Annotated in this window: 12 protein-coding genes, 1 other RNA gene and 1 other annotated feature; of the genes, 11 read left to right on the top strand and 2 right to left on the bottom strand. The window is 35.8% G+C overall.

Annotation, left to right across the window (positions count from 1 at the left end):
• Window positions 1-147 precede the first annotated feature (147 nt).
• The 3 genes from MKY04_RS13940 to MKY04_RS13930 are packed head-to-tail and all read left to right on the top strand — an operon-like array spanning window position 148 to window position 3,096.
• Window positions 148-2,346, top strand: a complete 2,199-nt coding sequence (locus MKY04_RS13940; protein WP_126292720.1) for a RelA/SpoT family protein — start codon at window positions 148-150, stop codon at window positions 2,344-2,346.
• A gap of 18 nt (window positions 2,347-2,364) precedes the next feature.
• The gene (dtd, locus tag MKY04_RS13935; RefSeq protein WP_126292721.1) at window positions 2,365-2,814 is read left to right on the top strand and encodes a D-aminoacyl-tRNA deacylase; all 450 of its coding nucleotides are present in this window, start codon (window positions 2,365-2,367) and stop codon (window positions 2,812-2,814) included.
• A 60-nt stretch (window positions 2,815-2,874) separates the two neighbouring features.
• On the top strand, window positions 2,875-3,096 hold the full coding sequence (locus MKY04_RS13930) for a DUF2642 domain-containing protein (RefSeq protein ID WP_246020137.1): 222 nt from the start codon (window positions 2,875-2,877) through the stop codon (window positions 3,094-3,096).
• An 81-nt stretch (window positions 3,097-3,177) separates the two neighbouring features.
• Here MKY04_RS13930 and MKY04_RS13925 read toward each other — a convergent pair whose 3' ends face one another.
• Window positions 3,178-4,809, bottom strand: a complete 1,632-nt coding sequence (locus MKY04_RS13925; RefSeq protein WP_126292722.1) for an SH3 domain-containing protein — start codon at window positions 4,807-4,809, stop codon at window positions 3,178-3,180.
• Window positions 4,810-5,041: 232 nt separating this feature from the next.
• Window positions 5,042-5,277 (top strand) — a binding site (T-box leader).
• 141 nt (window positions 5,278-5,418) lie between these two features.
• On the opposite strand from MKY04_RS13925, the gene hisS reads away from it, so the two are divergent.
• The 5 genes from hisS (at window position 5,419) to MKY04_RS13900 (ending at window position 10,832) form a co-directional block, all read left to right on the top strand.
• A complete protein-coding gene (gene hisS / locus MKY04_RS13920) occupies window positions 5,419-6,687 on the top strand; it encodes a histidine--tRNA ligase (RefSeq protein WP_346234599.1) in 1,269 nt (422 codons plus the stop codon).
• A gap of 30 nt (window positions 6,688-6,717) precedes the next feature.
• Window positions 6,718-8,490 carry an aspartate--tRNA ligase gene (gene aspS, locus MKY04_RS13915; RefSeq protein ID WP_126292724.1) on the top strand — a complete coding sequence of 591 codons (1,773 nt, stop codon included), beginning with the start codon at window positions 6,718-6,720 and terminating at the stop codon, window positions 8,488-8,490.
• Window positions 8,491-8,743: 253 nt separating this feature from the next.
• Window positions 8,744-8,935: non-coding RNA, 6S RNA (gene ssrS, locus MKY04_RS13910), on the top strand.
• A 200-nt stretch (window positions 8,936-9,135) separates the two neighbouring features.
• Complete coding sequence (locus MKY04_RS13905) at window positions 9,136-9,897, top strand: tRNA threonylcarbamoyladenosine dehydratase (protein WP_126292725.1); 762 nt, start codon at window positions 9,136-9,138, stop codon at window positions 9,895-9,897.
• A 416-nt stretch (window positions 9,898-10,313) separates the two neighbouring features.
• Window positions 10,314-10,832 (top strand): hypothetical protein, encoded by a 519-nt coding sequence (locus MKY04_RS13900; protein ID WP_126292726.1) that lies wholly within the window; start codon window positions 10,314-10,316, stop codon window positions 10,830-10,832.
• A gap of 150 nt (window positions 10,833-10,982) precedes the next feature.
• Here MKY04_RS13900 and MKY04_RS13895 read toward each other — a convergent pair whose 3' ends face one another.
• Window positions 10,983-12,269: a replication-associated recombination protein A gene (locus tag MKY04_RS13895; protein ID WP_346234598.1), complete on the bottom strand. Its 1,287-nt coding sequence runs from the start codon at window positions 12,267-12,269 to the stop codon at window positions 10,983-10,985.
• Between the two features lie 238 nt (window positions 12,270-12,507).
• Between MKY04_RS13895 and cymR the strand changes: the two genes are divergently transcribed.
• The 3 genes from cymR (at window position 12,508) to mnmA (ending at window position 15,341) form a co-directional block, all read left to right on the top strand.
• Window positions 12,508-12,927, top strand: a complete 420-nt coding sequence (gene cymR, locus MKY04_RS13890) for a cysteine metabolism transcriptional regulator CymR (protein WP_126292831.1) — start codon at window positions 12,508-12,510, stop codon at window positions 12,925-12,927.
• A 131-nt stretch (window positions 12,928-13,058) separates the two neighbouring features.
• Window positions 13,059-14,201 (top strand): cysteine desulfurase family protein, encoded by a 1,143-nt coding sequence (locus MKY04_RS13885; RefSeq protein WP_126292830.1) that lies wholly within the window; start codon window positions 13,059-13,061, stop codon window positions 14,199-14,201.
• An 18-nt stretch (window positions 14,202-14,219) separates the two neighbouring features.
• Window positions 14,220-15,341: a tRNA 2-thiouridine(34) synthase MnmA gene (gene mnmA, locus MKY04_RS13880; RefSeq protein ID WP_126292829.1), complete on the top strand. Its 1,122-nt coding sequence runs from the start codon at window positions 14,220-14,222 to the stop codon at window positions 15,339-15,341.
• Window positions 15,342-15,386: the final 45 nt, after the last annotated feature.

Here is a 15,386-nt window from a genome sequence, read left to right as displayed (position 1 = left end):
GTAAATTACATATAATGTTCGAAAATTGTTCGAAATTGTCGGTTTTCATGAAGGATTTAAGGCCTTATCTTTACTTTTTATACACATTTTTTATACAATTAAGTTTATATATCTAATCTGAAAATTTTTTAGCAAGGTGGACAACTAATGGCGAAAGAGCAAATATTGACGCCCGAAGATGTATTCGCGAAAGTCAAAGTATATATGAATGAGGAACATGTTGCTTTTGTAAAGAAAGCATACGAAGTTGCAAATGAAGCACATAAAGAACAGCTTCGCAGCTCAGGTGAACCGTATATTATCCATCCTATACAAGTTGCAGGCATTTTAGCTGAACTTCAAATGGATCCGGAAACGGTAGCTGCTGGTTTTCTTCACGATGTTGTAGAAGATACAACAGTTACAAGGGACGATTTAGTTAGAGAGTTTAATGAAGAAGTAGCCATGCTTGTAGACGGCGTTACAAAATTAGGTAAAATTAAATATTTATCTAAAGAGGAGCAACAAGCTGAAAATCATCGAAAAATGTTTGTTGCAATGGCTCAAGACATCCGTGTTATTTTAATTAAACTTGCTGACCGTCTTCATAATATGCGAACATTGAAGCACTTATCTGCTGAGAAACAACGACGCATTTCAAATGAAACATTAGAAATTTTTGCACCACTTGCTCACCGCCTAGGAATTTCGAAAGTAAAATGGGAGCTTGAAGATACAGCATTACGGTATTTAAATCCTCAACAATATTATCGAATTGTCAGCTTGATGAAAAGAAAACGAGTTGAACGAGAAGCCTATTTAGAAAACGTAATGAACGAAATAAAGTCACAGCTTCATGATGTCGAAATTGATGCTGAAATATATGGTCGCCCAAAACATATTTATAGCATCTACCGAAAAATGGTTTTACAAAATAAACAATTCAATGAAATTTATGATTTGCTGGCAGTACGTATATTAGTAGATAGCATAAAAGATTGCTATGCCGTTTTAGGAATTGTACACACATTATGGAAACCGATGCCAGGTCGTTTTAAAGATTATATAGCGATGCCAAAGCAAAATCTATATCAATCATTGCATACAACTGTCATTGGACCTTATGGCGACCCATTAGAAGTGCAAATTCGTACGAAGGAAATGCATCAAATCGCAGAATACGGGATTGCTGCACACTGGGCGTATAAGGAAGGGAAAACCGTTAATAACGAGAAGGAGAGCATCGACCAAAAATTAACTTGGTTCCGAGAAATTTTAGAGTTCCAAAACGAATCGTCCAATGCGGAAGAATTTATGGAATCTTTAAAATTCGATTTATTCTCAGATATGGTATATGTGTTTACGCCAAAAGGGGATGTAATCGAGCTTCCTTCAGGCTCGGTGCCAATCGACTTTGCATATCGTGTCCATTCAGAGGTAGGGAATCGGACAATCGGAGCTAAAGTAAACGGGAAAATGGTTCCTCTAGATACTCTTTTAAAAACAGGGGATATTATTGAAATCTTAACGTCTAAACAATCGTTTGGACCTAGCAGAGATTGGCTGAAAATTGCTCAAAGCTCTCAAGCAAAACATAAAATTAAACAATTCTTTAAGAAACATTTGCGTGAGGAAAATGTTGTAAAAGGCAAAGAGCTCATTGAAAAAGAGATCAAGTCTCAAGATTTTGATAGTAAAGAAGTTCTTTCTCCGGCCAATATGAAGCGTGTACTAGATAAATTAAATTACACGAATGAAGAGGATTTATTTGCCGCAGTTGGTGTCGGTGGTATAACAGCTCAACAAATTGTTAATCGTTTAGCAGAAAAGAAAAGAAGAGAACGCGAGCAGGAAGAAGCGCTTGAAAAAATTGTAAAGGAAATGCAAAACCCTTCAACAAAAAAACGTAAAACAGAATCAGGGGTTATTGTTAAAGGGATTGATAATTTACTTATTCGATTATCACGTTGCTGTACACCTGTTCCCGGCGATGAAATTGTTGGATTTATTACGAAAGGACGCGGAGTTTCAGTCCATCGTGGAGACTGTCCGAATATTCAAGATGGGCAGCATGCTGACCGTTTAATAGAAGTAGAATGGGAGCATGGCGAGACGCAGGTTAGAAAAGAATATCCGGTTGATATAGAAGTATCTGCATTTGATCGCCCAGGAATCTTAAATGATGTTATGCATGCTGTTACTGAGGCTAAAACAAATATTTTAGCAGTGACAGGTCGTGCAGATCACGATAAAATTGCAACCATTCACTTAACAATCTCGATTTCGAACATTTCTGGATTGCATAAAGTAGTGGAACGTATTAAACAATTACCTGATATCTATTCCGTTCAACGAGTAATAAATTAATCAAAATAGAGGTAAAAGATGAGAGTAGTTATACAACGAAGTAAACAAGCATCTGTTACTGTCGATGGCGAAGTAACAGGTGCAATTGATAAAGGATATGTATTATTAGTAGGATTAACTCATAGCGACACTCTGGAAGATGTACAATATGCAGCGAAAAAAGTTGCAGAGCTAAGATTATGGGAAGATGAGACTGGTAAAATGAATCATTCTATCATTGACCATGGTGGAGATATTTTATCAGTTTCACAATTTACTTTATATGCAGAAACAAAAAAGGGTAGAAGGCCAAGTTTTATAGATGCAGCACGTCCTGAACAGGCTCGCCCGTTATGGGAAGCATTTAATGAAGAGCTAAAGAAATATGGTTTAAAAGTTGAGACGGGTATTTTTGGAGCAATGATGGATGTTTCTCTAATTAATGATGGGCCAGTTACGGTAATTGTCGAATCTAAAACTAAAGAGTAGTAGCAAACAATTCTTTACTCCCATACTATAAAACCAGTATATAGAAAAAGGAGTGGAAGATTGGCTCGTTTAGATAAAGTAATTAGTCCTTATTTTAACGAAACAGCAAAAAATTTAATAGGACAGAAAATAACTGTTCAAACATCTGATAAAATTGTACAGCAGGGAATTCTAAGGCATGTTTTGCCTCAATACATTGTGCTAGAAATTGGTCAAGTTCCATTCTTTATTCATACAGAACAAATTATCTGGCTTTCATTGGATGGACCGAATAATTTTTGATTTAAAGCAATTAAAAGAGCTGGTATTTTTGAAAAATGATTAAACGAAAGGAGTTGCTCCTAAAAATGGAGCAACTCCTTATTAATTTTCAAGTTGTGCATCAAAATAATTTAGTATACCTTGATAAATTCCTAGTGTAGCTTGTTCTCTATAGTAATCTGTTGTAACTATACGTTCTTCATTAGGATTGCTTAAATAACCTAATTCTATTAAGATAGCTTTTTGTTTATTTTCTCGTAATACTAAATAGTTTCCAGGCTGTACACCACGGTCCCGCAATGTTACTTTTTCTGCTAGTCCATCATGTACATATTCCGCAAGCTGGCTTTGATAATTATTAGTATAGTATGTTGTAAATCCGGAAATGGAGCTATCTTCGGTTGCATCGTAATGGATGCTTATATAAGCATCCGCAGCGTACTGGTGTGAAATAGAAACACGTTTACGTAAGTCAACGTAAACATCAGATTCTCTCGTTAAAATTACCTCTGCACCAGCAGAACGTAATTTTGATTTAAGTAACTCAGCGGTTTTTAAGTTAATATCCTTTTCTTCGGTTCCACGGACACCCGTTGTCCCCATATCATTTCCGCCATGTCCAGGATCAAGAACAATTGTTACCCCTTTTAAAGTACCTTTTTTACGCTCTTCTTGCTTTTTTTCTTGTCCCTGAGTGTTTTGATCATTTGTCGAAACAACCCAATTTGCAACAAATGCGGAAGTATTTTCATCTATTTTAACTTCATACCAATCGTCCTTAGAAGAAATAATACTAAACTTTTCTCCAGCATTCGCATGCACTACAATATTTGAAGAAGTTGAAGGCTCCTCTCGAAGGTTTGTCCCATTATAAATAATTGTTACTACATTAGAAGAATCACCCTCGGGATTTGCTTCATTGTTTGAAGATGTATGCTGATCAGGGTTTACAGTAAATGTTCCATAAAAGCTATAAACCCAACCTTTTACTTCGTCATTTTGAATTTTCACCCAATTATTATTGCGTTCTAGTACTTCGAATTGGTCACCCTTATTGACAACACCTAATTTTTTTGAAGATAAATCCGCTTTTTTACGAACATATAATGCATCAACAACAACTGTGAATGTGTTTGGATCTATTTCAATACTCGAATTCGAAGAAGACTCTCCTTCTTCTGTATCTGACTCACTAGATTCTGTTAAATTACTATTTACGTTGCCAACATTGTCATTGACTGATACATAATCACTAGAAATCCATCCGGTCGTTCCATTGTAATTAATTTGCAGCCAACCATTTTGCTCTTTTAAAACTTCTGCTTCATCTCCAGTATTTAATTGATTTAAAATAGCAGAATTCACAGACGGTTCTGAACGTAAGTTAAGATGATCTACTTGTGAGATTGCAGTTTTGTTAATGGAAGGCTCACTTTCTGTCTTTTTTGTTGAAGTTAGCCATGAGGCAACCCATCCTTCCTCATCTCCAACTTGAACATGATACCAATCATCTTGTTTCTCAATAAAAGTAAGCTCTTGATTTTGTTTTAAAGTCTTAATAATTGGAAAAGATAATCCAGGCCCTTCTCTTAAATATAATTTTTCAGCAGATACGATTAAATCTGATTGCTTGTCATCGAAAGCAAATGCATTATTCGGTTCATATGTAGAAGCGAAAATCAATGAATAGAATAATATAATAGTAAGAATTAAATGGAACCTTTTTCGGTACATCATTTGCCTCCTTTGTTGTTTTATCTGGTATTAATAGGTAGTAATGTATCACTGTTCATCCCCGTGCTGCTAAAAATCTTACTGATTGAAGTTTCACTTTATCAAATAATTGAATTAACAAAATCTCTCTTTTATTGTAAAATCAATTAAGGGTTAAAATCTACTCTTTTTTGAAAATGGTTGACAACTTTAAGTCACACACTTAAGATAAGATATATTGTGAATATACAGTACAATACCAATGATCAAGAAAGTAGCAATTACCACTGCTGAAAAGAGAAGGAAAGACTTGGCTGAAATCTATCCTACAGTAAGTAGCTGTGAACAACACTTGTGAGGTTTTTTTTCGAAAGCACATTTGTTAGTAGGGAAAAACGGAAACGGCCGTTATCCGTATACGAGAGGGTGTACTATATGTACATCAACTAGGGTGGAACCGCGGAAGAAATTATAGCTTTCGTCCCTTGCATAGTTGCATGGGATGAAAGCTTTTTTTAATGGCGAAGTTCTAATCCTATTTGAATCACTCCGTACAATCTAGAATAACTATGAAACGGCTAAGAAATCTATCTAGAAAAAATGTTGAAAGGTAGAAAGGAGAATAAAGAGATGGCTTTTAAAGTACCTAGAGGAACGCAAGATATTTTGCCGGAGCAAACTTCTAAGTGGCAAAAGGTTGAATCAATACTTCGTGATTTGAGCCGTGTCTATCGCTATAAAGAAATTCGCACTCCTATTTTTGAACAAACAGAATTGTTTCAACGTGGAGTAGGAGATACAACAGACATTGTTCAAAAAGAAATGTATACTTTCGATGATCGTGGAGGCCGTTCTTTAACACTTCGACCAGAAGGAACTGCAGCTGCTGTCCGTGCATATGTTGAACATAAAATGTTCGGAAATCCCGATCAACCAGTAAAACTATCATATATTGGACCAATGTTTCGTTATGAACGTCAGCAAGCTGGCCGTTATCGTCAATTCGTACAATATGGTGTAGAAGCGATTGGAAGTGCAGATCCTGCAATTGATGCAGAAGTCATTTCATTGGCAATGGATATTTATCAAACAGTCGGATTAAAGGATTTAAAATTGGTAATTAACTCTTTAGGTGATAAAGAAACTAGAGCTGCTCACAGAACAGCATTAATCAATCATTTTGAACCAAGTATCGGTGAATTTTGTACGGATTGTCAACATCGTTTAGCAAAGAATCCGCTGCGTATTTTAGACTGTAAAAAAGACCATGATCATCCGCTAATGAAAACAGCACCTGCTTTAACAGACTATTTAACAGAATCCTCAGCCCAATACTTCGGCCAAGTAAAAAAATATTTAGAAGTATTAGGCATTCCATATGAAGTAGACCCAAATCTAGTTCGTGGACTTGATTATTATAATCATACTGCATTTGAGATAATGAGTACTGCTGACGGTTTTGGCGCTATTACAACTCTTTGCGGTGGTGGACGCTACAACGGTTTAGTTGAGGATATTGGTGGACCAGAAGTACCAGGTATTGGCTTTGCAATGTCAATTGAACGTTTACTTTTAGCGCTTGAAGCTGAAGGAATTGAGCTTGATGTAAAAGATAGCTTAGATATTTATGTTGTAGCAATTGGCGATGAAGCAAAATTAAAATCAGCAGAATTAATTAGTTCATTCCGTGCAAAGGGAATTTCTGCTGACATGGATTATGTGGATCGCAAAATGAAAGCACAAATGAAATCTGCCGATCGATTAGGTGCCAAATTTGTCATCGTTATTGGTGAATCAGAGCTTGAAGAAAGCGCAGTAAATGTTAAAGAAATGGAATCTGGTAATCAAGAAAAAGTCCCATTCCATGTTTTAGTAAATTACTTACTTGAAAACAAATAATTCACTTTGTAATAAATGGAGGAAATAATAATGGCTCAAAGAACGCATGCATGCGGTGAATTAAATGAACAACAGCAAGGACAAAAAGTTGTACTTAAAGGCTGGGTGCAAAGACGCCGTGATTTAGGCGGATTAATTTTCGTTGATGTTCGTGATCGAACTGGCATTGTGCAAGTTGTATTTGGTGATGAAGCCAAAGAAGCTTTAGCAATCGCCGATAAAATTCGTAACGAATATGTAATTGAAGTGGAAGGTACAGTCGTACTTCGTGATGAGAGTCAAGTAAATCCAAATTTAAAAACAGGTAAAATTGAAGTAGTTGCATCTTCAATAACAATTATTAACGAATCGAAGAACCCTCCGTTTGCAATTGATGATAAAGTAGAAATTGGGGAAGATATTCGCTTAAAATATCGCTACTTAGACTTGCGTCGACCAGTTATGTACAATACGTTTAAATTACGTTCAGATATTACGCGTTCAATTCGTAATTTCTTACAAAATGAAGGCTTCTTAGAAGTGGAAACGCCAATTTTAACAAAATCAACTCCAGAGGGTGCTCGCGACTATTTAGTACCGTCCCGTGTACATGAAGGTGAGTTTTATGCATTACCGCAATCACCACAATTATTTAAGCAATTATTAATGGTATCTGGTTTTGAAAAATACTTCCAAATCGCTCGTTGCTTCCGTGATGAAGATTTACGTGCAGATCGTCAGCCTGAATTTACGCAAGTCGATATCGAAACTTCATTTATGTCAATGGATGAAATTATTGAAATGAATGAGCGTTTAATTCAAACAGTAATGAAAGAAGCAAAAGGTGTAGATGTTCAACTTCCATTCCAGCGCATGACATATAAAGAAGCAATGGATCGTTTCGGTTCTGATAAACCGGATGTTCGATTTGGTTTAGAACTCGTACAGCTTTCTGAAATTGTAAAAGATTCTTCATTCAAAGTCTTTGCATCAACTGTCGAGTCAGGTGGAGAAGTAAAAGCAATCAACGTTAAAGGTTCAGCGGACAAATATTCACGCAAAGATATTGATGCATTAACTGAATTTGTAGCTATTTATGGGGCGAAAGGATTAGCTTGGTTAAAAGTTACAGAAGAAGGATTGAATGGACCAATTGCAAAATTCTTTGAAGGTGAAATTGCTGAAAACTTAATTAAAGCTACTAATGCTGAAGCTGGAGACCTATTATTGTTCGTTGCCGACAAATCTTCAGTTGTAGCAGCTTCATTAGGTGCTCTACGTAATAAACTAGGTAAAGAATTAGGTTTAATTGACGAATCTCAATATGCATTCCTATGGATTACAGATTGGCCATTGCTTGAGTATGATGAAGAAGCCGGCCGCTATACAGCTGCTCACCACCCATTCACACGTCCTTTTGATGAGGATATTGAAAAAATGGATACAAATCCAGCAGAAGTTCGAGCACAAGCTTATGACATCGTATTAAACGGCTATGAATTAGGTGGAGGATCTCTTCGTATTTTTGAACGCGACTTACAGGAAAAAATGTTCCAGCTTTTAGGTTTTACACAAGAAGAAGCTCAAGAACAATTTGGTTTCTTACTAGAAGCATTCGAATATGGTGTGCCGCCACATGGAGGTTTAGCTTTCGGTCTAGACCGCTTCGTAATGCTTCTCGCAGGACGTACAAATTTACGTGATACAATCGCATTCCCGAAAACAGCTACTGCAAGCTGTTTATTAACATCAGCCCCAAGCGAAGTTTCAAATGCACAATTAGAAGAACTTAGCTTAGCTGTAAAGAAGAAAAAAGAAGACTAATTTTTAAGAGCCTGTCCCAGAAGTATGTATAACAAACTTCTGGGACAGTTTTCTTTATATGAAAATAATTTTAGATCTAATCTAGTGAGAATTAGATGAGTTTATCTATCTACTCAAATTAGTTCGATTTATATAAAGTAATATGAAAAATCTAGGAATAAAGATTTAAATCAGTCTATTTTTGAAAAAAATTTGATATTTTCTTTATTTTAGATTGAAAATTCAGATAATTAATGTTAATATAAATTTAACACGAATCCTGAAATGTTTGAAAAGCTTTTAACTGTTTTGACCGAACAATAAATCGTAGGGAACCCATATTTTGTCTTGGCAAACAAGCCCTGCAACTGGACGAGGGAAGTTTAAAGAGACGAAGCGGGTACCCACCTGCAAGGGAAGCGGGTTCAAAACGATGTTGTCAGCATGCGGCATATTTGGGATTCGTCCTGCCTAAACTCTTCTACTTTTTGTGGAAGAGTTTTTATTTTGCATTATATTTAACTTGATAGTAATAGTTAGCTTTTGGAAATTAGCAATATCTTTTCCGATTTATGTATATTTCCATTATTTCGATACAAATTTACAGTATAGAATGCTATATGTTATAATTCCGGGTAGTAAAATATAGATTGAGAGGCATAAAATATGTTACATCAGTTTTCTAGAAACGAACTCGCTATCGGAAAAGAAGGACTTGAAAAATTAAAAAATAAAACCGTAGCAATTTTAGGAGTCGGTGGAGTTGGATCGTTTGCTGCGGAGGCATGTGCGCGCAGTGGCGTTGGACGCATTATTTTAGTTGATAAAGATAATGTTGATATTACAAATGTAAATCGACAATTAGTAGCTTATCTTTCTACAGTTGGAAAATCAAAATCAGCTGTTATGAAGGAACGCATAGCAGATATAAATCCAGAATGTGAAGTAATTGATATGCACATGTTCTATACAGAAGAAACTTATGAGAAGTTCTTCGATCAAGGAATTGATTATGTTATTGATGCATCTGATACAGTTATGTACAAAATCCATCTTATGAAGGAATGTTTGAAAAGAGGTATCCCAATTATTTCAAGCATGGGAGCAGCAAATAAAATGGATCCTACAAGATTTCAAATTGCAGATATTTCAAAAACACATACAGATCCACTCGCAAAGGTGATTCGAACAAAGCTGCGAAAAGAAGGCATAAAAAAAGGTGTAACGGTTGTTTTCTCAGATGAATCTCCAATCGTAGTTCGCCCTGATGTTGTGGAGGAAGTAGGAAATCCAAATGCTCAAATTCGAAAGGCTAAAATGCCGCCATCATCAAACGCATTCTGTCCATCGGTAGCTGGCTTAATAGCAGCAAGCTGGGTAATCAATCAAATTTTAAAAGACATCCACATTACAAGAGTACAGCAATAAATATTATAAGGCTGTTCAGGCACAATGTTCTGAACAGCTTTTTTCTTTTTATTGGCTTTAAAATAGTTGATTTAACAAGCTCATGTCAAAATGCCGCCTCGTTATAGGGGGCTTCCTGCTCTATGTTAGGTACATCCATTTGTATAAGTCATGTACAAATAGATGTTTTCACGTAAAAAACCATTTGAGTAATAATTTGTATGAAATATTAAAATTATTTTCATAAAATAATATATTTCGACATAATTTAATTGATAAGATTTGAAGAATAAAAGTAGGATTATTCTAAAAAACGACTTTTTTTCGAGGATATATCGCACTTTTTTCTTCACTTTTTATTTTCAGGATTATCATTTGGATATTATTGTTATAGTATTCTTACATAAAGAATAAGGGGAGCAAGGGGGAGATTTAAAATGTCAGCAAAAATTTCAGTCACAAGTAAAGCATTAAATCTACTGCAGTTAAAAGAAACTATGGATGAAATTGTATTTAACCATATTGATTCAGCACAGAAATGGGAAAAAGCTTATAATGAGCTTAATGAATTAATAAATAGTACAGTTCACTTTTTTAATAGTCATGTTACAAAAGAGGGAGTACCTAGACAAAGTACGTATTGGGTGCTGTTTATGGATATTGCCTCAAGATTAATTTATTTCCATACGGTTGCATACCATCATTTAAAAAAGGAACAAAATGAGGAAGTAACAAAAGATATTTTACAGTTGTACACGCTTGCTGCTAACTGTATACCAGATGTTCGGAAATTGGCTAGTGCCGAATTTTTGATGGAAGTTGCTCAAAGCTATGAAGAGCTTGAATATTATAAGGGTAAACAAGGTGAATTTGAACGAGTAATCCTAGAACAAAACAATCGAGCAACTGATTGTATTAACGCTTTTAGTAAATTTGCTAAAATTTATAAAAAATAATGTTAGAAATACGGAAAGATTGTGAAATCGATTTTTTTCATTTTTAGCTTAAGTTACTAGTCTTGCAGGATATTTGCAAAAGATACTTCTAAATTTAAATAATCCTAAAGAAGGAGTTGGCCACGTAATTATGTGGGCAACTCCTTCTTTTTACTGATTGTTCTTAAAAGATTTCAATTTCTCGTAGATTGCGGCCATACGCTTCTCTTCACCAGCAATGACGGGTTTATAAAATTCTGCATCGGCTATATTATCGGGTAAATATTGTTGATTTACCCAACCCCCAAATGTTCCTATTGGATGATCGTGTGGATATTGGTAGCCAACGTGTCCTAAAGCGATGCTGCCCGCATAGTGGCCATCGCGCAAGTGTAGTGGTATATCACCTGTTTTTCCTTCGTGGATTGCTGCAATGGCTGCATCAAGTGCAGAGTAAGCCGAATTTGACTTTGGAGAAAGGCACATTTCTACTACTGCATTCGCTAAAGGAATTCTTGCTTCCGGCAAACCTAATGTTTTGGCAGCTTCAGTCGCTGCATAAACGTGAGCACCAACAGCTGAATTAGCTAGACCTATATCTTCATATGCCATAACAAGCAGTCTCCTGCATACGGCTATTAAATCGCCATTTTCTAGTAAATGTGCTAAATAATATAGGGCCGCATTAGGATCACTGCCTCGAACTGATTTTTGGAGTGCAGATAATAAATTATAAAAATGTGAACCACCTTTATCTCCATAGACTCCAATTCGTTTCGATAAATGTTCAATAACGTGGTCCTCTACAATAGATTGACCCTCTTTTTCATCCGATGCAAAGTAAACAGACTCCAATAAAGTTAGAGCTTTTCTTGCATCACCATTTGCTGCCAGTGCAATTTTTTCAATCTGCTCTTTCGTAATGGCAATATCAAATTTTCCAAGTCCGCGTTCTTCATCCTTCAGTGCATTTGTTATTAATTGTGCAATATCCTCCTGCGAATGCCGCTTCAATTGAAGAATTTCTCCGCAGCGAGATCTTATTGCAGGATTGACATCATGAAATGGATTTTCAGTCGTTGCACCAATTAATACAATAGAGCCATTTTCAACATGAGGCAACAATGTATCCTGCTGTAATTTATTGAAACGATGGATTTCATCAAGAAATAAAATAACTTTCCCTGAAAGTCGTGCTTCTGAGACGATTTGTTCTACATCCTTTTTTCCTGCATGGGTAGCATTTAATGAAAAAAAGGGCAATTTTGAGCTTCCTGCAATTGCATATGCAATCGAAGTTTTCCCAATTCCTGGTTCACCATATAAGAGCATTGAAGGAACATGACCGTTATTTATCATTTTATAAAGTGCAGTATCTTTTCCGATAATATGCTGCTGTCCGACGACTTCATTTAAATTGCGAGGACGCATTCGGTAAGCTAAAGGTTCGTTTTTCATGTTTACTTCCTCCAAATATACTTATTACCTTAAACTTGCGTTAAAAGATTTAATATAGGCCTACGCATAATTAAAGGCCCAATAAGTGGAACTTTCATATTAATATATAAGGAATTATACAATTCTTTTTATGAAAGTTTCCCTTTATTATATTAATATTAGACCTTTTCCAAGAGGAATAAAAGGTGTTATGGTATACTTGAGCATATAAATGGACAACAAAAATAGAGGTGTTATAATGAAAATTTCTACAAAGGGTCGATACGGACTAACAATTATGATTGAATTAGCTAAGCATTATGGTGAAGGGCCAACACCACTTAGACAAATTGCTGCAGAGAAGGATTTATCTGAAGCATATCTAGAGCAACTAGTATCCCCACTTCGTATAGCTGGTTTAGTAAAAAGTGTACGAGGTGCATATGGTGGTTACTTATTAGCATTGCCACCTAGTAAAATTTCTGCTGCAGATGTAATCAAAGTATTGGAAGGCCCTATTCAGCCTGTTGAAGGGATAGAGAATGAAGAAGCCGCACAACAACAGTTATGGATACGCATTCGTGATGCAGTAAAAAATGTTCTTGATACAACTACAATTGAAGATTTAGCTAAATATAATGATGAAACAGAATTTGATGGCTATATGTTTTATATATAAAACAATGCATATTCATAAGGTATGAAAATCTCCTGGAATCATAAAAATTGAAGCAAAGTGATATCCAGTGCTAAACTAGATTTCATACCTGCAAAGAATGTTGCAATAGTAAAAGGAGTTTTTGATTTAGAATGGAAACAATTTATCTAGACCATGCCGCGACTTCACCAATGCATCCCCAAGTAATCGAAGTGATGACAAAGGCAATGAATGAAGTGTACGGTAATCCTTCGAGTATTCATACAGCAGGACGTGCAGCGCGAAAGGTTTTAGATGATGCTCGCACAGTGCTAGCAAAAGCAATTGGTGCAAAAGATACTGAAGTTATTATTACAAGTGGTGGTACCGAAGCTGATAATACCGCCATTTTTGGTATTGCGTATTCCCAAAAGTCAAAGGGGAAGCATATTATTACGACTCAAATTGAGCATCATGCAGTAATGAATGCATGTGAAAAGCTTGAAAAAGAAGGCTTTGATGTAACATATTTACCTGTTGACAATGATGGCCGTATTTCAATAAATCAATTTAAGTCTGCACTTCGTGACGATACAATTCTCGTAACAATTATGTATGGGAATAACGAAGTCGGTACAATTCAGCCAATTTCAGAAATTGGAGAGTTGTTAAAGGATCACCAAGCAATTTTCCATACGGATGCAGTACAAGCATTTGGCATTGAGAAACTTGATGTAGATCTTTTACATGTAGATCTTTTAAGTGTATCAAGTCATAAGTTAAATGGTCCAAAAGGTATAGGATTCTTATATCAAAGAACTGGTACCCCATTAACTGCAACATTTTTCGGCGGGTCTCAAGAAAAGAAAAGACGCGCTGGTACAGAAAACGTTCCAGCTGCAGTTGGTTTTGCAAAGGCTGTGGAAATTTCCCAACAAGAAATTCAATTGAAACAAGAGAAGTATCGACAGTTCCGTAGATTATTTTTACAAGTCTTAGACAATGAAAACATTGACTATAAAGTGAATGGCAATGAGAGCCATACACTCCAACATGTTTTAAATATTAGCTTTAAAGGAATGGATGTAGAATCCTTTTTAGTGAACTTAGATATGTCTGGTGTTTATGCATCTAGTGGTTCTGCTTGTACTGCTGGTTCCATTGATCCATCACATGTTTTAGTTGCAATGTTTGGACGTGATGCTGAAGAACTTCGCAATTCGATTCGTTTTAGCTTTGGTTTAGGTTTAACAGACGAATTGATTGTACAAGCGGCTGAGCGTACAGCGAAAATTGTTAAAAGACTTGCGAATTAAAAGAAAAAGGTGAAGACAATGGTAGAAACAAGAGACCCATCACAAATTCGTGTTGTCGTAGGAATGTCTGGTGGGGTCGATTCGTCTGTTGCGGCTTATCTATTAAAACAAAAGGGTTATGACGTAATCGGAATTTTTATGAAAAACTGGGATGACACAGATGAATTTGGTGTATGTACAGCAACAGAAGATTACGATGATGTGATTAAAGTATGTAATCAAATTGGCATCCCTTACTATGCAGTTAACTTCGAAAAACAATATTGGGAAAAAGTTTTTACTTATTTTCTTGAAGAATATAAGGCTGGCCGAACACCGAATCCTGATGTGATGTGCAATAAAGAAATTAAATTTAAAGCATTTCTTGAACATGCAATGAAATTAGGTGCGGATTATTTAGCAACTGGCCATTATGCTCGAGTGGAAGAACGTGATGGGGAAGTTGTGATGCTGCGCGGTGTAGATAACAATAAAGATCAAACGTATTTTTTAAATCAATTATCACAAGACCAATTAAAACATGTGATGTTCCCAATTGGCGATATTGCAAAACCAGAAGTACGCAAAATTGCTGAGGAAGCTGGACTTGCTACCGCAAAGAAAAAAGATTCAACAGGAATTTGCTTCATTGGGGAACGTAATTTCAAAGAATTTTTAAGTCAATATTTACCTGCTCAACCTGGCAAAATGGAAACATTTGATGGTAAAGTGATGGGGCAACACGATGGTTTAATGTATTACACGATTGGGCAACGCCATGGATTAGGAATCGGTGGAGAAGGCGACCCATGGTTTGTAATAGGTAAAGATTTAGAACGGAATGTTTTATACGTTGGTCAAGGCTTCCATCATGACGCATTATATTCGACTTCTTTAATGGCTGTCAAAATGAGCTTCACATCAAATACGCCAAAGCCTTCTAAATTTAGCTGCACGGCGAAATTCCGTTATCGTCAAGACGATACACCAGTAGTAGTAGAACTTTTAGAAGATGGCCGAGCTCATATTACTTTTGAAGAGCCTGTCCGTGCTATTACGCCTGGTCAAGCAGTTGTTTTATATGATGGAGAAGAATGTCTTGGCGGCGGAACAATTGATGAAGTATTCAAAAATAGTGAAAAATTAACGTACGTAGGTTAAGTGACCTAATTTTAGATTTTCCAATTATTTATAGATAAGAATATA

The sequence above is a fragment of the Lysinibacillus telephonicus genome, from assembly GCF_039654155.1.
In the GTDB taxonomy this organism is placed as follows: domain Bacteria; phylum Bacillota; class Bacilli; order Bacillales_A; family Planococcaceae; genus Ureibacillus; species Ureibacillus telephonicus.
The sequence above is the reverse complement of the archived record's forward strand: the minus strand, read 5'-3'. Positions and strand labels throughout refer to the sequence as shown.

Coding starts and splice junctions, on each gene's coding strand:
- MKY04_RS13925 (WP_126292722.1), bottom strand. CDS start 4,809: ATGTACCGAAAAAGGTTCCATTTAATTCTTACTATTATATTATTCTAT.
- cymR (WP_126292831.1), top strand. CDS start 12,508: ATGAAAATTTCTACAAAGGGTCGATACGGACTAACAATTATGATTGAA.
- mnmA (WP_126292829.1), top strand. CDS start 14,220: ATGGTAGAAACAAGAGACCCATCACAAATTCGTGTTGTCGTAGGAATG.
- MKY04_RS13885 (WP_126292830.1), top strand. CDS start 13,059: ATGGAAACAATTTATCTAGACCATGCCGCGACTTCACCAATGCATCCC.
- MKY04_RS13905 (WP_126292725.1), top strand. CDS start 9,136: ATGTTACATCAGTTTTCTAGAAACGAACTCGCTATCGGAAAAGAAGGA.
- aspS (WP_126292724.1), top strand. CDS start 6,718: ATGGCTCAAAGAACGCATGCATGCGGTGAATTAAATGAACAACAGCAA.
- MKY04_RS13940 (WP_126292720.1), top strand. CDS start 148: ATGGCGAAAGAGCAAATATTGACGCCCGAAGATGTATTCGCGAAAGTC.
- MKY04_RS13900 (WP_126292726.1), top strand. CDS start 10,314: ATGTCAGCAAAAATTTCAGTCACAAGTAAAGCATTAAATCTACTGCAG.
- MKY04_RS13895 (WP_346234598.1), bottom strand. CDS start 12,269: ATGAAAAACGAACCTTTAGCTTACCGAATGCGTCCTCGCAATTTAAAT.
- dtd (WP_126292721.1), top strand. CDS start 2,365: ATGAGAGTAGTTATACAACGAAGTAAACAAGCATCTGTTACTGTCGAT.
- hisS (WP_346234599.1), top strand. CDS start 5,419: ATGGCTTTTAAAGTACCTAGAGGAACGCAAGATATTTTGCCGGAGCAA.